At 62.8% G+C, this 21859-nt stretch carries 23 protein-coding genes and 1 pseudogene; 14 read left to right on the top strand and 10 right to left on the bottom strand.

Annotated features, from left to right (window positions below):
- Nucleotides 1-113 precede the first annotated feature (113 nt).
- From AC0L26_RS12895 to AC0L26_RS12875, 5 genes and pseudogenes are all read right to left on the bottom strand, one after another.
- Nucleotides 114-383: pseudogene (locus AC0L26_RS12895) on the bottom strand (bifunctional folylpolyglutamate synthase/dihydrofolate synthase); the annotation flags it as partial.
- A 62-nt stretch (nucleotides 384-445) separates the two neighbouring features.
- The gene (accD, locus tag AC0L26_RS12890) at nucleotides 446-1372 is read right to left on the bottom strand and encodes an acetyl-CoA carboxylase, carboxyltransferase subunit beta (RefSeq protein ID WP_473632867.1); all 927 of its coding nucleotides are present in this window, start codon (nucleotides 1370-1372) and stop codon (nucleotides 446-448) included.
- Nucleotides 1373-1408: 36 nt separating this feature from the next.
- Nucleotides 1409-2248: a tryptophan synthase subunit alpha gene (gene trpA, locus AC0L26_RS12885; protein WP_473632866.1), complete on the bottom strand. Its 840-nt coding sequence runs from the start codon at nucleotides 2246-2248 to the stop codon at nucleotides 1409-1411.
- A 2-nt stretch (nucleotides 2249-2250) separates the two neighbouring features.
- Complete coding sequence (gene trpB, locus AC0L26_RS12880) at nucleotides 2251-3501, bottom strand: tryptophan synthase subunit beta (protein WP_354489681.1); 1251 nt, start codon at nucleotides 3499-3501, stop codon at nucleotides 2251-2253.
- A 31-nt stretch (nucleotides 3502-3532) separates the two neighbouring features.
- The gene (locus tag AC0L26_RS12875) at nucleotides 3533-4192 is read right to left on the bottom strand and encodes a phosphoribosylanthranilate isomerase (RefSeq protein WP_473633202.1); all 660 of its coding nucleotides are present in this window, start codon (nucleotides 4190-4192) and stop codon (nucleotides 3533-3535) included.
- Between the two features lie 108 nt (nucleotides 4193-4300).
- On the opposite strand from AC0L26_RS12875, the gene AC0L26_RS12870 reads away from it, so the two are divergent.
- The 5 genes from AC0L26_RS12870 to AC0L26_RS12850 all read left to right on the top strand — a co-directional run bounded on the left by AC0L26_RS12870 (nucleotide 4301) and on the right by AC0L26_RS12850 (nucleotide 8706).
- Nucleotides 4301-4519, top strand: a complete 219-nt coding sequence (locus AC0L26_RS12870; protein WP_473632865.1) for a hypothetical protein — start codon at nucleotides 4301-4303, stop codon at nucleotides 4517-4519.
- Between the two features lie 313 nt (nucleotides 4520-4832).
- Nucleotides 4833-5738: an ABC transporter substrate-binding protein gene (locus tag AC0L26_RS12865; protein WP_473632864.1), complete on the top strand. Its 906-nt coding sequence runs from the start codon at nucleotides 4833-4835 to the stop codon at nucleotides 5736-5738.
- Between the two features lie 208 nt (nucleotides 5739-5946).
- Nucleotides 5947-6633, top strand: coding sequence for an ABC transporter permease (locus AC0L26_RS12860; RefSeq protein ID WP_354489676.1), 687 nt, complete (start codon nucleotides 5947-5949; stop codon nucleotides 6631-6633).
- The gene (locus AC0L26_RS12855) at nucleotides 6630-7358 is read left to right on the top strand and encodes an ABC transporter ATP-binding protein (protein ID WP_473632863.1); all 729 of its coding nucleotides are present in this window, start codon (nucleotides 6630-6632) and stop codon (nucleotides 7356-7358) included. The genes AC0L26_RS12860 and AC0L26_RS12855 overlap by 4 nt, the downstream gene beginning before the upstream one ends.
- 10 nt (nucleotides 7359-7368) lie before the next feature.
- Nucleotides 7369-8706, top strand: coding sequence for an LLM class flavin-dependent oxidoreductase (locus tag AC0L26_RS12850; RefSeq protein ID WP_473632862.1), 1338 nt, complete (start codon nucleotides 7369-7371; stop codon nucleotides 8704-8706).
- 105 nt (nucleotides 8707-8811) lie between these two features.
- Here AC0L26_RS12850 and AC0L26_RS12845 read toward each other — a convergent pair whose 3' ends face one another.
- The 4 genes from AC0L26_RS12845 to AC0L26_RS12830 form a co-directional block, all read right to left on the bottom strand.
- Complete coding sequence (locus AC0L26_RS12845) at nucleotides 8812-9570, bottom strand: M48 family metallopeptidase (protein ID WP_473632861.1); 759 nt, start codon at nucleotides 9568-9570, stop codon at nucleotides 8812-8814.
- A gap of 98 nt (nucleotides 9571-9668) precedes the next feature.
- Complete coding sequence (locus tag AC0L26_RS12840) at nucleotides 9669-10157, bottom strand: DUF2852 domain-containing protein (RefSeq protein WP_473632860.1); 489 nt, start codon at nucleotides 10155-10157, stop codon at nucleotides 9669-9671.
- Nucleotides 10158-10273: 116 nt separating this feature from the next.
- Nucleotides 10274-11416, bottom strand: a complete 1143-nt coding sequence (locus AC0L26_RS12835; protein WP_473632859.1) for a benzoate/H(+) symporter BenE family transporter — start codon at nucleotides 11414-11416, stop codon at nucleotides 10274-10276.
- A gap of 4 nt (nucleotides 11417-11420) precedes the next feature.
- On the bottom strand, nucleotides 11421-12185 hold the full coding sequence (locus AC0L26_RS12830) for an alpha/beta hydrolase (protein ID WP_473632858.1): 765 nt from the start codon (nucleotides 12183-12185) through the stop codon (nucleotides 11421-11423).
- Between the two features lie 214 nt (nucleotides 12186-12399).
- On the opposite strand from AC0L26_RS12830, the gene infC reads away from it, so the two are divergent.
- From infC to pheT, 8 genes are all read left to right on the top strand, one after another.
- Nucleotides 12400-12936: a translation initiation factor IF-3 gene (gene infC, locus AC0L26_RS12825; protein ID WP_095484453.1), complete on the top strand. Its 537-nt coding sequence runs from the start codon at nucleotides 12400-12402 to the stop codon at nucleotides 12934-12936.
- 145 nt (nucleotides 12937-13081) lie between these two features.
- Nucleotides 13082-13726 (top strand): methyltransferase family protein, encoded by a 645-nt coding sequence (locus tag AC0L26_RS12820; RefSeq protein ID WP_473633201.1) that lies wholly within the window; start codon nucleotides 13082-13084, stop codon nucleotides 13724-13726.
- Between the two features lie 146 nt (nucleotides 13727-13872).
- Nucleotides 13873-14529, top strand: a complete 657-nt coding sequence (locus AC0L26_RS12815; protein ID WP_473632857.1) for a methyltransferase family protein — start codon at nucleotides 13873-13875, stop codon at nucleotides 14527-14529.
- A gap of 176 nt (nucleotides 14530-14705) precedes the next feature.
- Entirely contained in the window at nucleotides 14706-14909 is a 204-nt protein-coding gene (gene rpmI / locus AC0L26_RS12810; protein WP_006201248.1) for a 50S ribosomal protein L35, read from the top strand.
- 93 nt (nucleotides 14910-15002) lie between these two features.
- Complete coding sequence (gene rplT / locus AC0L26_RS12805) at nucleotides 15003-15404, top strand: 50S ribosomal protein L20 (RefSeq protein WP_006201247.1); 402 nt, start codon at nucleotides 15003-15005, stop codon at nucleotides 15402-15404.
- A 94-nt stretch (nucleotides 15405-15498) separates the two neighbouring features.
- Complete coding sequence (pheS, locus tag AC0L26_RS12800) at nucleotides 15499-16584, top strand: phenylalanine--tRNA ligase subunit alpha (RefSeq protein WP_473632856.1); 1086 nt, start codon at nucleotides 15499-15501, stop codon at nucleotides 16582-16584.
- The gene (locus AC0L26_RS12795) at nucleotides 16581-17036 is read left to right on the top strand and encodes a GFA family protein (RefSeq protein ID WP_473632855.1); all 456 of its coding nucleotides are present in this window, start codon (nucleotides 16581-16583) and stop codon (nucleotides 17034-17036) included. The genes pheS and AC0L26_RS12795 overlap by 4 nt, the downstream gene beginning before the upstream one ends.
- Nucleotides 17033-19441, top strand: coding sequence for a phenylalanine--tRNA ligase subunit beta (gene pheT / locus AC0L26_RS12790; protein ID WP_473632854.1), 2409 nt, complete (start codon nucleotides 17033-17035; stop codon nucleotides 19439-19441). The genes AC0L26_RS12795 and pheT overlap by 4 nt, the downstream gene beginning before the upstream one ends.
- Before the next feature lie 307 nt (nucleotides 19442-19748).
- Here pheT and AC0L26_RS12785 read toward each other — a convergent pair whose 3' ends face one another.
- Entirely contained in the window at nucleotides 19749-20744 is a 996-nt protein-coding gene (locus AC0L26_RS12785; RefSeq protein WP_473632853.1) for an aldo/keto reductase, read from the bottom strand.
- 96 nt (nucleotides 20745-20840) lie between these two features.
- Between AC0L26_RS12785 and AC0L26_RS12780 the strand changes: the two genes are divergently transcribed.
- The gene (locus AC0L26_RS12780) at nucleotides 20841-21731 is read left to right on the top strand and encodes a LysR family transcriptional regulator (protein WP_473632852.1); all 891 of its coding nucleotides are present in this window, start codon (nucleotides 20841-20843) and stop codon (nucleotides 21729-21731) included.
- Nucleotides 21732-21859: the final 128 nt, after the last annotated feature.

Below are 21859 nucleotides of genomic sequence, written 5' to 3'. Positions count from 1 at the left end.
CGGGGGTTTTGTTTTTCTACGGGGGTGTGCGCCCCGCTTTATTGGGCGTGGGCGCGGGGGGGTTGGGGGGGGGCTAATAATTTACCCTCCACCCGCCGGCCCCCGCTTGGGGGGCCCAGCCGGTAGCGCTCATGCCAGTTCACCAGATGTGGCGATGTGTGGACGTGGACGCGGTGGCCGGCTGCTTCGAGCAGCGCCCTCGAGAAGGCGGCACACGAGCCTTTGCCATTGGTGCCGGCAATGTGGATGACCGGCGGCAAATGGTCCTGCGGATTGCCCAACCGTTCCAGCAGCCGCGAAATGCGGTCGAGCGAAAGATCGAAACCTTTCGGATGGAGCGCCATCAGGCTTTCGATTTCGCGGTCGGCGGCAAGCGTCGTCATGGGAGAATCCTAGGCGTGCCACAGATGGCGCGCAATCGCGGTTCGCGACGAAGGATGTCGCGTCAGGCTTGCGGACGTGCTTCCGCCGGGATCGCCACCGGCGGCAGGATTTCCGGTTCCAGCGGTTTTTGCCCTTCGGGCAGCTTGAGCAGCATTTTCAGGAGCCGCGCGATCGTCTGGCGCATCTCCAGCCGCGACACCACCATGTCGACCATGCCGTGCTCCATCAGATACTCGGAGCGCTGGAAGCCGTCGGGCAGCTTTTCCCTGATGGTCTGCTCGATGACGCGCGGCCCGGCAAAGCCGATCAGCGCGCCGGGCTCGGCAATGTGCACGTCGCCCAGCATGGCATAGGAGGCGGTGACGCCGCCTGTGGTCGGATTGGTCAGGACGACGATATAGGGAAGACCGGCCTCTTTCAGCCGATCGACGCCAACGGTGGTCCTCGGCAATTGCATGAGCGACAGGATACCTTCCTGCATGCGGGCGCCGCCGGAGGCCGCGAACAGGATCAGCGGCCGCTTGCGTTGCAGAGCGACCTCGAAGCCACGAACGATGGCCTCCCCGGCGGCCATGCCGAGCGAGCCGCCCATGAAGGCGAAGTCCTGCACGGTCACCACCACCGGCAGCCCCTCGACGGTGCCCAGCGCATTGATGATCGCGTCCTCCAGCCCGGTCTTGGCCTTGGCGTCCTTCAGCCGGTCGGTGTAGCGCTTCTCGTCGCGGAATTTCAGCGGGTCCTGCACCACCTTGGGGTTTTCGAGCGTCTCGTATTTGCCGTCGTCGAAGAAGAATTTCAGCCGCTCCTTGGCCGAAATCTTCATGTGATGGCCGGAAGACGGGATGACGAACTGGTTCTGCTCCAGATCCTTGTGGAAGACCATCTCGCCGGTCTCGGGATCCTTGATCCAGAGATTCTCAGGCATGTCGGTACGCCGGCCGAGCATCGAATTGATCTTCGGGCGAACGTAGTTGGTGATCCAGTTCATCGCTTCGGCTCCTGTCCTGACCAAGAGGTAGGAAGACTATTCGGCGGCAGCAAGGCGAGCCGCGCGCACGCCTTGCGAAAGCCCGCTGACCAGCGTGGCGACCGCCTCGGCCGGGTCGGCGGTCTTCTCGCCCTTCGGCCCCAGCACATTGGCGACCGCATTGACGATCGCGGTGCCGACGACGACACCATCGGCATTGGCGCCGATCACGCGCGCCTGCTCGGCGGTCTTGACGCCGAAGCCGACGCAGACCGGCAGGTCGGTATGGCCCTTGATGCGCCTGACCGCCGCCGCCACCTTGCCGGTGTCGGCCAGCGCCGAGCCGGTGATGCCGGTCATCGACACGTAGTAGACGAAGCCGGAAGTGTTCTGCAGCACCTTGGGCAGGCGCTTGTCGTCGGTGGTCGGCGTCGCCAGCCGGATGAAGTTGATGCCGGCCTTCAGCGCCGGAATGCACAATTCCTCGTCCATCTCCGGCGGCAGGTCGACGACGATCAGCCCGTCTATCCCGCTTGCCAGAGCGTCGCTGAGGAAGCGTTCGACGCCGTGGATGTAGATCGGATTGTAGTAGCCCATCAAAACGATCGGCGTTTCCTGGTCGGTGGCGCGGAATTCCGACGCCATTTTCAGCGTTTTGACCAGCGTCTGGCCGCCTTTCAGCGCCCGCAGGCCGGCAGCCTGGATGGCCGGGCCGTCGGCCATCGGGTCGGAAAACGGCATGCCCATTTCGATGATGTCGGCGCCTGCCTTGGGCAGCGCCTTCATGATCGACAAAGCGGTGTCGTAGTCCGGGTCGCCGCTCATGAAATAGGTGACAAGCGCCGGGCGGCCTTCGTTCTTGAGCTTGGCCATGCGGCGGTCGATGCGGGTGGTCATGATCAGATCTCCATGCCCAGCATATTGGCCACCGTATGCACGTCCTTGTCGCCGCGGCCGGACAGGTTGACGATGACGATCTGGTCCTTGTCCATGGCGGGCACGATCTTCACCGCATGCGCGATGGCGTGGGCGGATTCGAGCGCCGGAATGATGCCTTCGACGCGCGTCGTCAGCTGAAACGCCTCTAGCGCCTCGTCATCCAGAACGGGCACATAGTCGACGCGGCCACTGTCGCGCAGCCAGGAATGTTCCGGTCCGACGCCCGGATAATCGAGGCCGGCCGAGATCGAGTGGCCGTCCATGATCTGCCCGTCGGCGTTCTGCAGGAGGTAGGTGCGGTTGCCGTGTAGCACGCCGGGCGCGCCGGCACTCATCGAGGCGCAATGCTCGATGCCGTCGAGGCCGCGGCCGCCGGCTTCGATGCCGATGATGCGCACCTCTTTGTCGTCGAGGAAGGGATGGAACAGGCCGATGGCGTTCGAGCCGCCGCCGACGGCGGCGATGATCGTGTCCGGCAGCCGGCCTTCCTGCTCGAGGATCTGGGCGCGCGCCTCGGTGCCGATCACCGACTGGAAGTCGCGCACCAGCTCCGGATAGGGATGCGGGCCGGCGGCGGTGCCGATCAGGTAATAAGTGTCCTCGACATTGGTCACCCAATCCCGAAGAGCTTCGTTCATGGCATCCTTCAGCGTGCCGTGGCCGGCAGTCACCGGCCGCACCTCGGCGCCTAGCAGCTTCATGCGGAAAACATTCGGGCTTTGCCGGGCGACGTCGGTTGCACCCATATAGACGACGCACGGAAAGCCGAAACGCGCCGCCACCGTGGCCGACGCCACGCCGTGCTGGCCGGCGCCGGTTTCGGCGATGATGCGCTTCTTGCCCATCCGCTTGGCCAGCAGGATCTGGCCGAGGCAGTTGTTGATCTTGTGCGAGCCGGTGTGGTTCAAATCCTCGCGCTTGAAATAGACTTTCGCGCCGCCGCCCAGGCCCTTCGCGGCGGAAACCTCACGAAGATGCCTGGTCAGGCCCTCGGCGAAATAAAGCTTCGACGGCCGCCCGGCATAGTGGGTCGAAAGATCAGTCAGCTCGGCCTTGAAGTCCGGGTCGTTTTTGACCTCGTTCCAGTGCCGCTCCAGGTCGAGGATCAGCGGCATCAGCGTCTCGGCGACGAAGCGGCCGCCAAAGATGCCGAACATGCCCTGTTCGTCGGGTCCGGTGCGGAAGGAATTGGGTGTCGCCGGCTTGTTCATCGCCGATCTCCTGGCTTTGTAGTTGGAGCGATCAAGCTGCGCGGGTGTTCCGCGCGGCTCTGACGGCCCGGAAAAACTGTTCGATCAGCGCCGGATCCTTGACGCCCGGCGCGCTTTCCACGCCCGAGGAAATGTCTAATCCGGGCGGATTTGCAAGCCGAAGGGCATCGCCGATATTGGCGGCGTTGAGCCCACCGGAAAGCATGTAATCGACGCCTGCGTCAAGGCCGGCCAGAATGCGCCAGTCGAAGGCAACGCCGTTGCCGCCCGGCAGTTCCGAACCCTTCGGCGGCTTGGCGTCGAACAGGAAGCGGTCGGCAATGCCGATGAAGGGTTTTAGCCGTTCCAGATCGGCAGCCTCGCCGACCGACAGCGCCTTCATCACCGGCAGGCCATGGCGGGCCTTGAGTCCGGCCACCCGCTCTGGCGTTTCCGAACCATGCAGCTGTAGCATGTCGGGCTGCATCTTTTCGACGATTTCGTCCAGAAACGCATCGCCGGCGTCGACCGTCACGGCAACCGCCCTGGCCTTGCCGACTGCCGCTTCACGCAACCGGCCGGCTTCCGTAGGCTCGACATAACGCGGGCTTTTGGCAAAGAAAATGAAGCCGACATGGCTGGCGCCGCCGGCCAATGCCGCGGCCAATGCCTTGTCGGTCTTCAATCCGCATATCTTGATGTCGAGCGCCATGGCGCGGGATTGGCACGAAACGGCAAAAGAGTCGAGAAAAAGCATCCTGTTTGCCGGCGTTGGAAATAGCCCTAGTTTCAATGGATGGATGAAAGGCGGGAGCAAACCATGACGGACAAGACAGTTGCAGAGCTCAGGCAAAAGATCGCGCAGGCCCGCGAGGTCATTGCGCATTTAATGGACAAGGCCGCCTTCAACGGCGCCGAGGCACACCGCGCGCTCGCCTATTTCAGCAACGATGAATTCGAGAGGAATTTTTTGCCTTGGCCGCGCCATGGCGAAGAGGGGATGCGGCCGGAAGAACTCAACGCCGCGAACGACGATTGAGCGGCAGGCGAATGCGGTGACATCCGAGCGGCAGTGCAAAACCTTGATGCGCTCCGGTCGTCGAGCTTGACCGAGAGGTAGTGGGCGATCCTGCTCGGAGGCCTTCTCCCCGGAACAGAAATCTCACTCTCGCCAGATTCACAAAATCCCATACCTTATAAAGTCTATATTTTTTATACACTTTAATCCGGCCAGCGCTCAAACGCCGCATGACGCAAGCCGGGATCGCATTTTCATGAACAGACGTACGTTTCTCTCCTTTGCCTCTACATTCTCGCTTGGGCTTGCCTTCGGCCTCCCGGCAAGGGCGGCGTTGACCGAGGATCCGGACACAACGCTTGCCGTCGCCGACCAGAGCGAATTCGTGCGGAACCTCCTCGACGCCAGCGGCGAGGCTTCGAAACTCGGCTTCAAGGGAAGTTTTCCGAATTTTGCAGGTGGCCCGGCCATTCTCGAGGCAATGCGCGCGGGCGCTCTGGACATCGCCTATGTCGGCGACACTCCGCCGATCCAGGCGCGAGCGGCAGGGACGCTGCTGCCGATCGTCGGCACGTTTACGCGTAAGGTTGCACAATACCGCCTTACCAGCCGTCCGGGACTAGTCATCCACAAGTTGGCGGAGCTGAAAGGCAAAAAGCTAAGCTATGTCGAAGGATCCGGACGCCAGGTCTTCCTGATCGAGGCCCTGAACCGCGCGGGCGTCTCGGTGAAAGATGTCGAGCTCGTGAACCTTCGCGTTGCGGATCTGCCAGATGCGATTCGATCCGGGGCGGTTGATGTCGCCGTGCTTACGGAGCCCCACATAACGCGCCTTGTCAAACAGGTAGGCGCTTCCCCGGTTCTCGACCCCCTGGAGCGTCAGATTCTGCCTAGCACCAGCTATTTCTACGCCCGGCCCGAAGTTCTGGCCGATCCCGGGAAGGCGGCAGCCATCGGGAGCTTCCTTGGCGCATTTGCGCGCGCGGCCAAATGGACCAACGCGAACAGGCAAGCTTGGGCGAAATATTACTATACCGACTTCCAGCGCATCACTCCGGACGACACCGCCGCTATCGTTGCGGGCGAATCTCCGCTCGAAATGCAAACCGCGGCGGAGGCAATTCCCCATCATCAGAAGCTGATCGACATCCTTTATCAGGCCGGATCGCTCAAGGAGCGCTTCGACGCGAAGACGTCTTTCGTCGACACCTACGATTCGATCGTATCAGCCGAGCGCTGAAACGAGCCTTGCGCCGGAAAGATAAGTAGGAGGAACCGTGACAGAGTTCATTTCGGACCGTCCCTTTCCGGCAAGTGTCCGCAAGCCCTCGGCAAGCGTCGGCCGCGAAGCCATGGGAAGCGTACGCCTCGTGCCGTCTCGCCTTCCCCCGGGTGCGAGGTTGCTTGGTCCCGCTCTCGTGGTCCTGGTTTGGGAGGCAGCGTCCCGCATGGGCATTCTTTCTCCCTATACGCTGACGGCACCCTCCACGGCGGTCGTGACGGGCTATCAACTGTTGGCGGACGGCACCTTGCTGCCGCATCTGCTGGCTTCGGCCGGGCGTGCCTATACAGGACTTTTCCTCGGCGTCACGGTTGGTGTTGTCCTGGCGCTTCTTTCCGGCCTGACGCGGAGCGGCGAGGCACTTATTGACGGAGTCGTGCAGATAAAACGCGCGGTTCCGACGCTGGCATTGGTCCCTCTTGTCATCATCTGGCTGGGGATCGGCGAGGCCATGAAGATATTCCTGATCTTCACTGCTGTCCTCGTGCCCGTCTACATCAATACCCACGCGGCACTCAGAGGCATAGACATCGGCCATGTCGAACTGGCCCGAACCCTTGGCCTGACGCGCTCCGAATTCATACGCAAGGTCGCACTTCCCGGTGCTCTGCCCGGCTTCTTCGTGTCGTTGCGCCTTGCCGTCACGCTCTGCTGGACGGCGCTGGTCGTTCTTGAGCTGATCAACACCCAGACCGGCATCGGTTACCTGATGAACCGCGCCCGCGACTGGGGACAGACCGACGTGATCGTGGTCGGGATATTCATCTACGCAATTCTTGGACTCGTCTCCGACGCCCTCGTTCGGCTGATCGAAGCGCGGATGCTCGCCTATCGGCGGGTTCTGGGAACATGACCATTCACGCTCTCTCGTTCGGGCCGGTGTCCTTGCGCAACTTGTCCAGGGGTTTCGGACAAAAGACGATCCTGAATGACATAACGCTCGACATACCGAGGGGCCAGTTCGTGGCGCTTCTCGGCGAATCCGGCTCCGGAAAAACGACCCTTTTGCGCGCGCTTGCCGGTCTCGATGACGATGCGGTAACGCAAGGGGATTTCCGCACCCCCCGGAACACTTCCGTTCTGTTTCAGGATGCAAGGCTTCTGCCCTGGATGAGCGTCATCGACAACCTGACGCTTGGCCTGAGAAGGTCCGATGCAAAAGTCGCAGCCTCCGCCATGCTGGATTCCGTGGGGCTCGGCGACAAGGCGGATGTCTGGCCCGCCACGCTGTCCGGCGGCCAGAAGCAGCGGGCGGCGCTGGCGCGTTCCCTGCTTCGCCAGCCGGAACTCCTGCTCGCCGACGAGCCGTTCGGCGCGCTCGATGCGTTAACCCGCATGCGCATGCATGGCCTGTTGTTCCGTCTGGTCGAACGGCGCAAGCCGACGGTTGTCCTCGTCACGCATGATGTCGACGAGGCCCTGCTTCTGTCCGATCGGATACTTGTTCTGAAAGACGGCCGGATCGCCGAAGACCATCAAGTCGCCCTGCCGCATCCCCGAAGCACTGGCAACCCGACCTTTGTCGAACTCCGACAGACCCTGCTGCGCAGTCTCGGCGTTGAAACCAATCTAGTGTGAGAGAAGCTCCATGACGCGTAAAATGCATTTCAACCTTTTCCTGATGCCGCGCGGACACCACGAGGGCGCCTGGCGCCATCCGGATTCAACGCGCCGCGCCCTTACCGATCTGGAACTCTATGTCGAGGCCGCCCGGATCGCCGAAGCGGCGAAATTTGACGCCATATTCCTCGCAGACGTTCTGGTTGCGCCCAATAATGGTGGCCTGGTAGCGTCGGGCGCTCTCGAGCCGATCACGCTTCTTTCAGCTCTGGCCGCCCGCACCAGCCAGATCGGCCTCATCGGCACCGCATCCACCACCTACAGCCTGCCCTTCACGCATGCTCGCCAGTTCGCCTCCCTCGACCACCTGTCCGGTGGACGCGCAGGCTGGAACATCGTCACCTCCTGGGCACCCCAGGCGGGCGCCAACTATGGTCTGGAGCAGGATGTCGCCCATGGCGATCGCTACGCGCTTGCGGAAGAATTCGTGGAGGCGGTCGATGCCCTATGGCGCAGCTTTCCTGTGGAGGCCATTCTGGATGACCGGGACGCCGGACAGTATCTCGATCCGGCGCTGGTACAGCCGGCAAACTATCGCGGCACCCATTTCCGCACGCACGGACCGCTCAACGTACCAAGCAGCCCGCAAGGGCGGCCGGTATACGTGCAGGCGGGACAATCGGAATCCGGGCGCGCCTTCGCGGCGCGATGGGCGGAAGCCATTTTCACCGCGCACCTTGTGAAGGAAACTGCGCAATCGTTCTACTCGGACGTGAAAGGGCGTGCGGCCGCTTTCGGTCGTCGCCCGCAGGATATCGTAGTTCTGCCCGGCATCAGCGCCGCAATCGGATCGACTACCCACGAAGCAAAGCAAGTCTGGGAAGAACTCGACGCGCTGACAAGCCCGCAGGTCGGGCTGGCCCGCCTAGCGGCGCGATTCGGCGGTCATGACTTCTCCGGTGTTCCGCTTGACCGGCCACTGACACGCGGTGATTTTCCCGACCCTTCCCAGGTGGAGGCGTCCAGAAGCCGGGCGACCGGCTATATCGACGTCGCGCTGAAGGAGGAACTCACTTTGCGCCAGTTGCTACAGAAGCTGGCTGGCGCACGCGGGCACTTCACGGCGACGGGAACGCCGGAGCAAGTTGCTGACATTATTGAAGACTGGTTCCACGCCGGCGCGGCCGACGGCTTCAACGTCATGCCGCCGATCGTGCATAAGCAGTTCGAGCTGTTCGCGGCGGAGGTGGTGCCGATCTTGCGCAAACGCGGATTGTTCCGCGACGATTACGAAGGAACGACCCTTCGCTCACATTTCGGGCTGAACCCTATCCAGCAGGATATCCCATTCGCCCATTCGGCATGATCAGCAAGGCGCCTGTCGGCCATCACCGCGGACAGAATATCAAACCTTGATTCTGGATGAACAATTTGAACGACATTAGCTGGCTGAAGGACATTAGCTGGTCATCTACTCGAACATGATCGCTTGCAGCGCCCCGCCATTGCGTTTGAGCCAGTCCTTGCAGCGCTCGGTGTCAGGGCAGAGCTGCTCGCATAATTTCCAGAATTTCGGGCCGTGGTTCATCTCCTTGAGATGCGCCACCTCATGCGCGACGAGGTAGTTAATGACCGGTCGCGGCGCCATCATGATGCGCCAGGAGAAGGACAGATTGCCGTCGGAGGTGCACGATCCCCAGCGGCTCGACGTGTCCTTGAAGCGGATCGCCTTGGCGCGCCTGCCGACCGCGCCGGTGTGCTTGACCACCAGCGCCTCGATCTCGCGCTTGGCTTCTCGCTTGAGAAAGTCGGCGATGCGGCGCGGCAGGTGCACACGGTCGCCATGCACGATCATCAGCGGACCGCGTTCGTCGCGCGACAGCGTGACGGTGCCGCGTTTCGAAGGCTCATGAACGATGCGGTGCGGCACGCCGCGCACCGGTATTTTGATACCGGGCCGCACCTGCGGCCGGTTCGGCACCTTAGCCAGGCGCTGCTCCAGCCAGTCCTGATGGCGGTCCAGGAATTTTTCGACCTCGCCACGGCGCAGGCCCGGCGGTACGGTGATGCGCAAGCCGCGGCCGCCGGAATCGATGCGCAGCGTCAGGCGCCGCGCCCGGTCGCTCTCGACGATCTTGAGCGGCAGCGTGCGGCCGGCAACACAATGCTCTCGCTCCACGACTGGAGCGGCCCTGGGTTTGGTCAGGTTGCGGAAGAAGCCGAATGACATGGCCGGACGATACGCGATTCGAGGAAAACGAATAGAACAAAAAAGAAACGGCGCCGCTGACGCGACGCCGTTTTTGATTATTTATCGGGGCAAGGCGCTTACTCGTCCAGTAGCCCTGGCGTGGATTTGCCACCGCGTTTGCCGGTCCCCGTCGAACCGGTCGATCCACCGGTGGTAGGCGACGTCGACTTATTGCGGTTCGCCATGAAGCGGTCGAACTCTTCCTGGTCCTTGGCGCGACGCAATTCCCTGGCATATTCGTCGAACTCGCTCAGCATCTCGTCGAGCTTGCGGCGCTCTTCATTGAGCCGCTCGAGTTCCTTTTCGCGCCAGTCGTCGAAAGCGACGTTGCCGGTGCGGGCGGAGCCGTGGCCCCAGCGCGCGGCCTTATCGGAACCGCGGCGGCAGCCGGCGAAGATGCCGTCGGTGGCGCGGTTGACGTCGCGCTTGAAGCCGTCAAGCCGATCACCCCAGATGATGTAGGCGAGCATGGCGAGGCCGAGCGGCCAGAACACCATGAAGCCGATCACCATCAGTGCGATGGTCGCCGGCGTCCAGGCCGGACGGATCAATGCAGATGTGTTCATTTCTCCCAATCCTTCAGTTGGAGACAGCCAATCCCGGCTGCGTGGAATCGAAATGGGAAGGGAAAAACGACGATTCAAGACAGTGTCAGCCAAAACCGGACAAGCATCTGAAATGATTATCGCTTTTTGAGTGTTTCAAGGAAAAGTACGACCAGGCCCGCAATCAGGCCCCAGAACGCCGCGCCGACGCCAAACAGCGTCAGCCCCGAGGCGGTGACGGCAAAGGTGACGGTGGCGGCCATGCGCTCGCCGTCTTCCTGCAAGGCGATCGACAGCGCGTTGGCAAGCGGCGCCATCAGCGCCAGTCCGGCAACCAGCACGATCAGGCTCTGCGGCAGCACGGCGAAGATCGCCACCAGCGAGGCGCCGAAAATGGCGAAGACGAAATAGGCAAGCGCGTAGAAGGGCCCGGTCTTCCAGCGTTCGCCCGGGTCGGGATGCACGTCGGGGCCGGTGCAGATCGCCGCCGAGATCGCCGCCAGATTGGTGGTCGATGCTCCGAACGGCGCCGAGAGCAGCGAAAACAGGCCGGTGACGCCGATCAGCAGGCCGGGGTCTGGGTGATAGCCCGCGGCTCTCAGCACGGCGAGGCCGGACAGGTTCTGCGAGGCCATGGTGACCAGATAAAGCGGCAGCGCCAGGCCGATGATTGCCGTGACGGTGAACTGCGGCGCAATCAGCGTCAATGTCGAAAGTTCCGGCGTCGGCAGGCCGCCGACCCGGCCGGTGAGGAAGGCGGCAGCGCCGCCGCCGATCAGCACCGCCAGCACCGAGAGCGCCGGATTGAACAGGCGGATGACAAAGAAGGCGGCGATCAGCGGCAGGATCAGCCACGGGTCGGCGGGAATGGCCTTCACCGCGTTGATGGCGAAAGTGACGACGATGCCGGCCAGCATCCCCGACGCGACCGAGGCCGGTATCCTGGCGATCAGCTTGGTCAAAGGCTTGAACAGGCCGGTGGCAATCAGCAAAATCCCGGTGACGATGAAGGCGCCGACGGCCTCGCCGATCGAAAAGCCGCTCGATGCCGCGATCAGCGCCACCCCCGGCGTCGACCATGCGGCGATGACCGGCATCCTGGTGCGCCATGACAGCCATAGGCTCTCGATCGCCATGGCCAGGCAGATCGCCGTCACCCAGCTTGCGGTTTCGACCTGTGTCGCGCCCACTGCCTTGGCGGCGGCGATGAGGATGGCCAGCGTGCCGCCGAAGCCGACGATTGCCGCGACGAAGGCGGATACCGGAATGGAAATGCGCATGTCTCTAGCCTGCCTGCCGCACCATGGCGTCGACCGCCCGCACCAGCATGTCGAGATCCTGCGGCCGCGACAGGCGGTGGTCGCCGTCGGGGATCAGCGACAGCGTGACGTCGTCGGCCGGCAGCAGGCCGACCAGTTTCAGCGCATGGCTCGACGGCACGTCCGCATCGGCCAGCCCTTGCAATATATGGACGGGGCAATGGGTGTCGATCGGCCCGTTCATTGTCAGGTTGTTGCGGCCGTCCTCGATCAGCGCACGGGTATAGATGTAAGGCTCGGCCGAATAGTCCGACGGCTCCTCGAAGAAGCCCTTTTTGGCAAGATCGCGCTTCTGCGCTTTGGTCAGCGCCGGCTCGATCAGCTCTGCCGTGAAATCCGGCGCCGGCGCCAGAAGCACCAGGCCGGCGATGCGGTTCTCGCCTGCCTTTTGCAATTCCTGGACTATGCGCAGTGCGATCCACGCACCCATTGAGGACCCGACCAGGATTTGCCTGCCTTGCGTGAAATGACGGAAGACGGCGAGGCTTTGCGAAAGCCATTTCGAGATGGTGCCGTCGGCAAAGGCGCCACCCGATTCGCCATGGCCGGAATAGTCATGGCGCAGGAAAGCACGGCCTTGCCCGCTCGCCCATTCCGACAGCGTCTCGGCCTTGGTGCCCAGCATGTCGGACTTGTAGCCGCCGAGCCAGACAATGCCAGGTGCTGCACCCGCAGTGCGCCTGGCGGCGATGCTGGTTCCGTCGACATCGAGAAAAACCGGTGCGGCCATGGCTAACTCCTTGCGCAGGTCTTTTGCCACAGCTGGCGGTTCGACGAAAAGTGCTCGGCAACTTTCTTCGTTTGGTGCAGGGGCTGCAGTCAGGGAACAGGTGATTTCCTGTGAACGCTGTGCTATTGACTCCGGCCGCGCGCTCACCACATTGGCGCGTTCACAATCTCGAACTGAAAAACCCTGAACGAAACGGCTCAAGGAGACCACGACCATTCGCAGACCTTTCAAAGCAACGGCGCCCACCAAGGAGGGCCCGCGCTCCAACCGTGACATCCGGGTTCCCCGGGTCCAGCTTATCGACGCCGAAGGCCAGAACCACGGCGATGTCTCCATCAACGACGCATTGCTGCTCGCCGAAGAGGCTGGGCTCGATCTGGTCGAGATATCCCCCAACGCAGTGCCGCCCGTCGTAAAAATCCTCGATCTCGGCAAGCTGAAATACGCCAACCAGAAGAAGGCGGCCGAGGCGCGCAAGAACCAGAAGGTCATCGAGATCAAGGAGATCAAGATGCGCCCGAATATCGACAGCCATGATTACGAGACCAAGATGAAAGCCGTCCGGCGGTTTTTCGAGGAAGGTGACAAGGTCAAGCTGACATTGCGCTTTCGCGGCCGCGAGATGGCGCATATGGAACTCGGCATGCAGCTTCTGAACAAGGTTCGCGAGGAAGTGGCGCCGATCGCCAAAGTCGAAGCCGAACCGAAGCTCGAGGGCCGCCAGATGATGATGGTGCTGGCACCCCGCTAAAAGCGATCCCGTCAAAGCAAAGGCCGCTTCGGCGGCCTTTTGTTTTTATCTTCGCCATGATTTCTCCGCAAGTTGCCCATGATTTCTCCGCAAGTTGCATCGACAAGGAACCTGGTTGCCGGTCCTCGCGGCAAAGGATTGTTCCATGGCCGCTGCAGCACGCTCTCCGATCGAAAAATCGTTCGACGAAATGGGCCGCTATCAGCGGCGCCGGCGCATCCTGCTGGCGCTGCTGGTTGGCGTTTTTTGCGCTTTGCTGATCTTCGGCGGCTCCGCGCACGATGAGCTTGGCCACGAACGCATAGAGGGGCAGTACGGCGTCGCCCTGATACTGATCGGGATCGGCGGCCGGCTCTGGTCGATCCTCTATATCGGCGACCGCAAGTCGGCCGAAGTGGTTACTACCGGTCCATATTCGGTGATGCGCAACCCGCTGTATTTTTTCTCCACCGTAGCGGCCGCCGGCATCGGCGCCCAGACCGGCAGCGTGATCGTCTCGGTGGCGTCGGCGGTGTTGTGCGCGGCTGCGTTCTACATCGTCACGCTGCGCGAGGAACGGCATTTGACGACCGTGCTCGGGGCGCCGTACAGGGACTACCTCGCCCGGGTGCCGCGGTTTTTTCCCAATCCCCGGCTTTTTCGCGATCAGGCTAAGGTCACCTTCACACCGCGCGTCTTCAATCACACGCTGCGCGACGGCTTGATGTTCCTGGCTTCCATACCGTTTTTCGAACTCATCGAGTCCGGACAGGAAAGCGGTGTAATTCCCGTCCTCTTCTGGCTGTACTGAGCTGGCGGATGGGCGGACAAACAGGCGACATGCATTAAATCCGCCTGAATTATCCTGCAAGGCGTCCCGGCGATCGGCGGGGCGCCTGTTTTCTTGGCAAGACGCTGCGATCGCCGGCAAAGTTCCTCGACGATCGGATTCCTGACATGCTCAACCAAGTCAAATCGGCCCAGGCCGAGCAACTGCAGGCCAGCAATACGCTGGGCAGCTATCAGCACGCGCGCAGGATGGTACTTGCTGCGCTGGTGGTCGTCATGCTCGCGGCGCTGCTGTTCGGTCAGTCTGCTTTTCCTCCCGAAAGCGTGCCGCACGAAACGATCGAAATGGTCGGCGTCCTGCTGATCTTTCTCGGCATTGCCGGGCGCCTGTGGTCGACGCTGTATATCGGCGGACGCAAATCCGCCGAGGTGGTGACCGGCGGGCCCTATTCGATCACCCGCAATCCGCTCTATGTCTTCTCCTCGCTGGCTGCCGCCGGCGTCGGCGCCCAAATGGGCTCGATTACCGCGGCGATCGGCTTCGCGGTGATTTGCGCCGCCGCCTTTCATGTCGTCATCCTGCGCGAAGAGAAGTTCCTCAAGCAGGCCCTCGGTGCTCCATTCCAGGCCTATATGGCGCGGGTGCCGCGCTTCTTCCCGAAGCTTTCGCTGTATCAGGAAGGCGACACCGGCAGCTTCAAGCCACGCCTGTTGCGGATAACACTGCTGGACGGGCTGGTGTTCCTCGCGGCTTTGCCGTTTTTTGAATCGATCGACGGCGCCCAGCAATCTGGCATACTGCCGGTGCTGTTCCGTTTCCCATAAGCACCGGTGTTGCTAAGCACTGGGTGTTGCGCACAGGCCCGCTTTGACGTATAGGACCGCCGTTCCCAAAAACCGCCCGGCAGGGCATGCCGTGGCGGTTTCATTTGCTTTTCGGGCTTTGGTCGGCCTGAAGCGAACAAAAAGCGCGATGATGCGCACATAAACGGAGTAGCAAAATGCCCAAGATGAAGACCAAATCGGCCGCCAAGAAGCGGTTCAAGATCACAGGTACGGGTAAAGTCCTGTCGGCTGCGGCCGGCAAGCGTCACGGCATGATCAAGCGTTCCAACAAGTTCATTCGAAATGCCCGCGGCACGATGGTTCTGGCTGAACCGGATGGCAAGAAGGTCATCAAGAATTTTCTGCCGAACGGCCTCTAAGGCATTCGGTCTGGACACGCATTTGTTTAACGCAATTCCGAACGGAAAACCGCTAGGCACTTTTCCTGGAATTGCTTTTAAGGAGATCATGACATGGCACGCGTAAAAAGAGGCGTCACCTCGCACGCCAAGCACAAGAAGGTCCTGAAAGCCGCCAAGGGTTTCTACGGCCGCCGCAAGAATACCATCCGCATCGCCAAGCAGGCGGTGGAAAAGTCGCTGCAGTATGCCTACCGCGACCGCAAGAACCGCAAGCGCTCGTTCCGCGCGCTGTGGATCCAGCGCATCAATGCCGCGACCCACGAGCATGGCCTGACCTATGGCCGTTTCATCGACGGTCTCAACAAGGCCGGCATCGAGATCGACCGCAAGATTCTGTCGGACATGGCCATCCATGAGCCGCAGGCATTTGCCGCACTTGTGGCCAAGGCCAAGGTCGCGCTCGAATACCTCAAGAACACCACGCCGAACGCTTTTGAAAGCGCTGTCGCCTAAGCCAGCGCTTCCCAAGCATTCGCAATTCTGATTTTGGGGAACCCGCGCTGGCACGGCTGGCGCGGGTTTTCTTTGCTCCCAATCGAGTCGAAACATGAGTGACATGGAAACTCTCGAAAATTCCCTGATGACCGACATTGCGTCGGCCACCGACGAGCAGGCGATCGAAGCCGTTCGCGTCGCTGCCCTCGGTAAGAAGGGCTCGGTCTCCGAAATGCTGAAGACGCTCGGCACGATGAGCGCAGAAGAGCGCCAGATAAAGGGCCCGGCCATCAACGGCCTCAAGAACCGCGTCACCGAGGCGCTTACCGCGCGCCGCGCCGAGCTGAAGGATGTGGCGATCGCGTCACGGCTCGCGGCGGAAAAGGTCGACGTGACGCTGCCGGTGCGGCAATCACCAGCCGAGCGCGGCCGCATCCATCCGATCAGCCAGGTCAGCGACGAAATCGCCGCGATCTTCGGCGATCTCGGTTTTGCCATCGCCGAAGGTCCCGATATCGAGACCGATTACTACAATTTCACCGCGCTGAACTTCCCGGAAGGACATCCGGCGCGCGAGATGCACGACACCTTCTTCTTCCAGGCGGATGAGAAGGGCGAGCGCAAGCTTTTGCGCACCCACACCTCGCCGGTGCAGATCCGCACCATGGAGGTGCAGAAGCCGCCGATCCGTATCGTCATTCCCGGAAAGACCTACCGGCAGGATTCCGATGCCACCCATTCGCCGATGTTCCATCAGGTCGAGGGGCTGGTGATCGACAAGACGGCCAATGTTGCCAACATGAAATGGGTGCTGGAGGAGTTCTGCAAGGCCTTCTTCGAGGTGCCACAGGTCAAGATGCGCTTCCGGCCGTCCTTCTTCCCGTTCACCGAACCAAGCATGGAGGTCGACATCCAGTGCGACCGTTCGCGGCCGGGCGAGGTGCGCTTCGGCGAAGGCTCCGACTGGATGGAGATCCTCGGCTGCGGCATGGTGCACCCCAATGTGCTCAGATATGGCGGGCTCGATCCCGACGAGTATCAGGGCTTTGCCTGGGGCATGGGCATCGATCGCATCGCCATGCTGAAATACGGCATGCCGGACCTGCGCGCCTTCTTCGACGCCGATGTGCGCTGGCTGTCGCATTACGGCTTCCGGCCGCTCGACATGCCGACGCTGTTCGCAGGCTTGAGCGCATGACAGCGGCCCACATCGGCGGCTGCCGCTGCGGCGCCGTGCGGTTCGAGGCTTCGGCCGAACCGCACCATGTCAGCTATTGCCATTGCGGCGATTGCCGGCGGGCCAGCGGCGCGCCGGTGTCGGCCTTTGTCGGGTTCCTGACTGAGCAGATCACCTTCACGGGCAAGGCGCTGAAGATGTTCGAGAACGGGTCGGTGACGCGCTCCTTTTGCGGCGTCTGCGGCTCGCCGATCGCCTATGTCGACGAGCGGCTGGCCGACCACATTTATTTCATGCTCGGCGCCATGGACATGCCGGCCTATTTCAAGCCGACGCACCACACCCATGTGCGCGAGCAGCTTCCCTTCGTTCACATGCCGGACGACTTGCCGAGACATCTGAAGACCAGCGTGCCCAGACCTGCCAACTTGCAAAGTCCTGATGGGCAAAGACCAGACGGAACACAGTCATGAAATTCACTCTCTCCTGGCTCAAGGATCATCTCGAGACCGACGCCTCGCTGGCCGAGATCGTCGAGCGGCTGACCTCGATCGGCCTCGAAGTCGAGCATGTCGACGACAAATCGAGCCTGAAACCCTTCGTCATCGCCAAAGTGCTGACGGCGGTGCAGCACCCCGACGCCGACCGGCTGCGCGTGCTGACCGTCGATACCGGCGACGGCAAGCCCCCTGTGCAGGTTGTGTGTGGAGCGCCGAATGCCCGCGCGGGCCTGATCGGCGCCTTTGCAGCACCCGGCACCTATGTTCCCGGCATCGACGTGACGCTGACCGTCGGCAAGATCCGCGGCGTCGAAAGTCACGGCATGATGTGCTCTGAGCGCGAGCTCGAACTTTCCGACGAGCATGACGGCATCATCGACCTGCCGGAAGATGCGCCGGTCGGCACCAGCTACGCCGCCTATGCCCATCTCGACGATCCGTTGATCGAGATCAACCTGACGCCGAACCGGCCGGACGCAACCAGCGTCTACGGCATCGCCCGCGATCTGGCGGCGAGTGGGCTCGGCCGCCTCGTCGGCGGCGCCATCATGCCGCATGCCGGCAGCGGCATGTGCCCGGTGAAGGTGACGATCGAGGCGCCGGAGCTCTGCCCCGGCTTCGCGCTGCGCCTGGTGAGCGGCGTTAAGAACGGCCCGTCGCCGAAATGGCTGCAGCAGCGTCTGATCGCAATTGGTCTGAGGCCGATCAGCGCGTTGGTCGACATCACCAATTACGTCACCTTCGACCGCGGCCGGCCGCTGCATGTGTTCGATGCGAACAAGGTTGCCGGCAACCTTACCGTGCGCCGGGCGCGCGACGGCGAAAGGGTGCTGGCGCTCGATGGCCGCGAATACACGCTGACGCCCGAAATGTGCGTCATCGCCGACGAGGACGGCGTCGAATCCATCGCTGGCATCATGGGCGGCGAGCATTCCGGCTGCGACGAGAACACGTCAGACGTGCTGATCGAATCGGCGCTTTGGGATCCGATCACCACGGCCCGCACCGGCCGGTCTCTCGGCATCATCAGCGATGCGCGCTACCGGTTCGAGCGCGGGGTCGACCCCGAATTCATGGTCCCGGGGATAGAGCTGGCGACCAAGCTGGTGCTTGAGTTCTGCGGCGGCACGCCGAGCGAAACCGAAGTCGTCGGCTATGCCGGCCATGTCGAGAAGATCGTTTCCTTCCCGCTGTCGGAAGTGAGGCGGCTGACCGGCATCGAGGTGCCGAGGGACGAGAGCCTCGGCATCCTCGCCCGCCTCGGCTTCAAGCCGGATGGCGCGGGTGATGTCGTCGATGTCGCTGTGCCGTCCTGGCGGCCGGATGTCGACGGCAAGGCCGATCTGGTCGAGGAGGTCATGCGCATCCATGGCGTCGACAACATCGCCCCGCAGCCGCTCGGCGCCCATGATGCCGTCAACGCCAAGATCCTGACTGTGCTGCAGGTCCGCACCCGCGCTGCCAAACGGGCGCTGGCGGTACGCGGCATGATGGAGGCCGTCACCTGGTCGTTCATCCCGGCAAAACATGCCGAGCTGTTCGGCGGTGGCCAGACCGCGCTCAAGCTCGCCAATCCGATCGCCGCCGACATGTCGGACATGCGGCCGTCGCTGCTGCCCGGCCTGATTGCCGCCGCGCAGCGCAATGCCGACAAGGGGATCGGCGATGTCGCGCTGTTCGAGGTGTCGGGTGCCTATGAGGGCGATGCGGCCGACCAGCAGCGGCGCGTCGCCGCCGGGGTGCGGCGCGGCACGGCCAAGCTCGACGGTTCCGGCCGCCATTGGGCCGGCAATGCCGGCGCTGTCGGCGTGTTCGACGCCAAGGCAGACGCGATCGCAGCACTGGAAGCGTGCGGCGCGCCGGTCGAGCGGCTGCAGATCGAGGCCGGTGGCCCGGCCTGGTATCACCCCGGCCGTTCCGGCACGATCAAGCTCGGGCCCAAAGTCGTTCTCGGCACCTTCGGTGAATTCCACCCGAAGACGCTCGAAGGGCTGGATGTTTCCGGGCCGCTCTGCGGCTTCGAGATTTTCGTCGACGCCGTGCCCGAGCCGAAGGCCAGGCCGACGCGGACAAAACCGAGGCTGGACCTGTCCGCCTTCCAGGCGGTCAAGCGCGATTTCGCCTTCGTCGTCGACAAGGCGGTCGAAGCCGCCACGCTGACCCGTGCCGCCCTTGCCGCCGACAAGAAGCTGATCACCAACGTCTCGGTCTTCGATGTTTTCGAAGGAGCGTCGCTGGGTGCTGCCAAGAAATCGATCGCCATCGAGGTGTCGATCCAGCCGATCGAAAAAACGCTGACCGACGAGGATTTCGAGGCGCTGGCAAAGCGCATCGTCGAGAATGTGCACAAGCAGACCGGCGGCGTACTGCGCGGCTGAGCTTGCGGATGCCCGGCGATCGCCTTCCAAAGGTGATGGACCATAGAGGCCTGACATGCCCGCGGGACAGTACCCCCCTCTGTCCTGCCGGACATCTCCCCCGCAAGGGGGGATCGGATGTCACACCGGCTTTCGCCAATCACCAACGTTGAAGGAAGGCGCTAGCAGTGGAGCTGCCAATCTCCCTCCTTGCGGGGGAGATGTCCGGTAGGACAGAGGGGGGGGTGCCTCGCGCCAACGTCTCGCAACTTTTTCACCGCGACACGCAAAAAAGAGGCGCCGAAGCGCCCCTTTCCTTGACAGCGTTTCACCCATTCACCAGCGCCAGTGCCGCTTCGGTGTAGCGCTTGCCAACAACCTTGTCCGGCGACAGCGCGTCGCCGATGGCCGCCACCTCGGCTTGGCTCAGCGCAATCTGTGCCGCCGCGGCGTTCTGCTCCAAATGGCGGATTTTTCGCGCGCCGGGGATCGGCACGATGAAATCGCCCTGGTGCAGCACCCAGGCGAGCGCCAGTTGCGCCGGTGTCACGCCCTTCTGCGCCGCCATTGTCTCCAGCGTGGCGATAACAGCCGCGTTGGCAGCCATGGCGTCGGCCTGGAAACGCGGCAAAGTGAGGCGCCAGTCGCCGGCGTCGAGAGCGTCGGGCTTGGCGATCGTGCCGGTCAGCAGGCCGCGGCCGAGCGGGCTGTAGGGAACGAAGCCGATGCCGAGTTCGCGGCAGACGGCAAACACCTCTTCTTCCGGGTCGCGGCTCCACAGCGAATATTCGCTCTGCACGGCTGATATCGGATGCACTGCATGCGCCCGGCGAATGGTTGCGGCACTCGCTTCGGACAGGCCGAGCGCGCGCACCTTGCCTTCGCGCACCAGCTCGGCCATGGCGCCGACCGTATCCTCGATCGGCACATTGGGGTCGACACGATGCTGGTAGTAGAGGTCGATCACCTCGGTGCCCAGCCGCTTCAATGAGGCTTCGGCCACTGCCTTGACGTGTTCGGGACGGCTGTCGACGCCGGCCATGCGTTCGACGCCATTGCCTTCCTCAAGAATCTTGAAGCCGAATTTTGTCGCGATCGTCACCTGGTCGCGCACTGGCTTCAACGCCTTGCCGAGCAGGATCTCGTTCTCGTAGGGGCCGTAGACCTCGGCCGTGTCGAAGAAATTGACGCCAATCTCGACGGCGCGGCGCAGCGTGGCCATCGCGTCGGCCTCTGCCTGGCCGCCATAGACGAAGCTCATCCCCATGCAGCCGAGGCCGACCGGATAGACGTCAAGTTGATTTCCGAGCTTGCGGGTTTGCATCACGTTTCTCCTTGTTGTGATGCGGCGGAAATAGCGCCTTGCACAGCGTTCGATAATCGGCTCTCATTTGCACGGGCTGTTCTAAAGAATAGATCAATGAACCGAACTCACCTCTCACAGCTTGTAGTGTTGGCAACCGTCGCCCAGAGCGGCAGCTTCCGCGGCGCTGCCAGGGAGCTCGGCATCGCGCCCTCAGCAGTTAGCCATGCCGTGTCCAGCCTGGAAGCGCGTCTTGGCGTGCGGCTCCTGGCGCGCAGCACGCGCAGCGTCGCCCCGACCGAGGAAGGCGCGCAGTTGCTTGAGCGGTTGAGGCCGGCGCTGTCGGAGATCGACCTCGCCCTGGAAGCGGCGGTGGAGGCGCGCGACCGGCCGGCCGGCAATCTCAGGCTGACCGTGCCGCGCACCGCAGCCCATCTGGCGCTGACGCCGCGGCTCGGCGCCTTTGCATCGGCCTATCCCGACATCGTGCTGGAGATCGTCATCGAAGATCGCTTCACCGATGTCGTTGAAGGCGGCTTCGACGCCGGCGTCAGGCTCGGCGAGAGCCTGCAGCGCGACATGATCGCGGTGCGCATCGGGCCAAACCTTCGCGGCGCCGTCGTCGGCGCGCCGTCCTATTTCGCGACCATGCCCAGACCGCGCCATCCGCACGATCTTGCCGGTCACCGCTGCCTTCGCTTCCGCTTCTCCAGCGGCATTCTCTACCGCTGGGAATTCGAGAAGGACGGCGAGGAGATCGAGCTGGCGGTTCAAGGGCCGCTGATTCTCGACGAGGATCATCTGATCGCCAATGCAGCGGTCGACGGCGCCGGCCTTGCCTTCCTGTTCGAGGATTATGTCCGTGATGCCATCGCCGACGGCCGGCTCATTCGCGTGCTGGAGGATTGGTGCCCGCCCTTCGACGGCTTCTTCGTCTACTACCCGAGCCGCCGCCAGATGCGGCCGGCGCTGAGAGCTTTTGTCGATTTCTTCAAGATACCTGGGTGAAGATCGAGCCTTGCAGGACCTGGGTTCCTCGCCCCCGCAAAGCGGGGGAGAGGTGGCCCAGCTGCGGGGGGGCCGCCCATAACCGCCACCCGCCGCCTTGGCTTTTGTCCAGAATTAGGGGAAACCGC

The organism is Mesorhizobium sp. WSM4823 (assembly GCF_055811195.1).
This window is presented reverse-complemented; position numbering and strand designations above follow the sequence as displayed.

What these genes read in the sequence shown, in the direction of transcription:
- AC0L26_RS12780 (WP_473632852.1), top strand. Translation starts at nt 20,841, where the DNA reads ATGAACCGAACTCACCTCTCACAGCTTGTAGTGTTGGCAACCGTCGCC.
- rpmI (WP_006201248.1), top strand. Translation starts at nt 14,706, where the DNA reads ATGCCCAAGATGAAGACCAAATCGGCCGCCAAGAAGCGGTTCAAGATC.
- trpB (WP_354489681.1), bottom strand. Translation starts at nt 3,501, where the DNA reads ATGAACAAGCCGGCGACACCCAATTCCTTCCGCACCGGACCCGACGAA.
- AC0L26_RS12870 (WP_473632865.1), top strand. Translation starts at nt 4,301, where the DNA reads ATGACGGACAAGACAGTTGCAGAGCTCAGGCAAAAGATCGCGCAGGCC.
- AC0L26_RS12785 (WP_473632853.1), bottom strand. Translation starts at nt 20,744, where the DNA reads ATGCAAACCCGCAAGCTCGGAAATCAACTTGACGTCTATCCGGTCGGC.
- trpA (WP_473632866.1), bottom strand. Translation starts at nt 2,248, where the DNA reads ATGACCACCCGCATCGACCGCCGCATGGCCAAGCTCAAGAACGAAGGC.
- AC0L26_RS12850 (WP_473632862.1), top strand. Translation starts at nt 7,369, where the DNA reads ATGACGCGTAAAATGCATTTCAACCTTTTCCTGATGCCGCGCGGACAC.
- AC0L26_RS12840 (WP_473632860.1), bottom strand. Translation starts at nt 10,157, where the DNA reads ATGAACACATCTGCATTGATCCGTCCGGCCTGGACGCCGGCGACCATC.
- AC0L26_RS12795 (WP_473632855.1), top strand. Translation starts at nt 16,581, where the DNA reads ATGACAGCGGCCCACATCGGCGGCTGCCGCTGCGGCGCCGTGCGGTTC.
- accD (WP_473632867.1), bottom strand. Translation starts at nt 1,372, where the DNA reads ATGAACTGGATCACCAACTACGTTCGCCCGAAGATCAATTCGATGCTC.
- AC0L26_RS12845 (WP_473632861.1), bottom strand. Translation starts at nt 9,570, where the DNA reads ATGTCATTCGGCTTCTTCCGCAACCTGACCAAACCCAGGGCCGCTCCA.
- AC0L26_RS12830 (WP_473632858.1), bottom strand. Translation starts at nt 12,185, where the DNA reads ATGGCCGCACCGGTTTTTCTCGATGTCGACGGAACCAGCATCGCCGCC.
- AC0L26_RS12820 (WP_473633201.1), top strand. Translation starts at nt 13,082, where the DNA reads ATGGCCGCTGCAGCACGCTCTCCGATCGAAAAATCGTTCGACGAAATG.
- pheT (WP_473632854.1), top strand. Translation starts at nt 17,033, where the DNA reads ATGAAATTCACTCTCTCCTGGCTCAAGGATCATCTCGAGACCGACGCC.
- AC0L26_RS12815 (WP_473632857.1), top strand. Translation starts at nt 13,873, where the DNA reads ATGCTCAACCAAGTCAAATCGGCCCAGGCCGAGCAACTGCAGGCCAGC.
- rplT (WP_006201247.1), top strand. Translation starts at nt 15,003, where the DNA reads ATGGCACGCGTAAAAAGAGGCGTCACCTCGCACGCCAAGCACAAGAAG.
- AC0L26_RS12835 (WP_473632859.1), bottom strand. Translation starts at nt 11,416, where the DNA reads ATGCGCATTTCCATTCCGGTATCCGCCTTCGTCGCGGCAATCGTCGGC.
- AC0L26_RS12860 (WP_354489676.1), top strand. Translation starts at nt 5,947, where the DNA reads ATGGGCATTCTTTCTCCCTATACGCTGACGGCACCCTCCACGGCGGTC.
- pheS (WP_473632856.1), top strand. Translation starts at nt 15,499, where the DNA reads ATGAGTGACATGGAAACTCTCGAAAATTCCCTGATGACCGACATTGCG.
- AC0L26_RS12855 (WP_473632863.1), top strand. Translation starts at nt 6,630, where the DNA reads ATGACCATTCACGCTCTCTCGTTCGGGCCGGTGTCCTTGCGCAACTTG.
- AC0L26_RS12875 (WP_473633202.1), bottom strand. Translation starts at nt 4,192, where the DNA reads ATGGCGCTCGACATCAAGATATGCGGATTGAAGACCGACAAGGCATTG.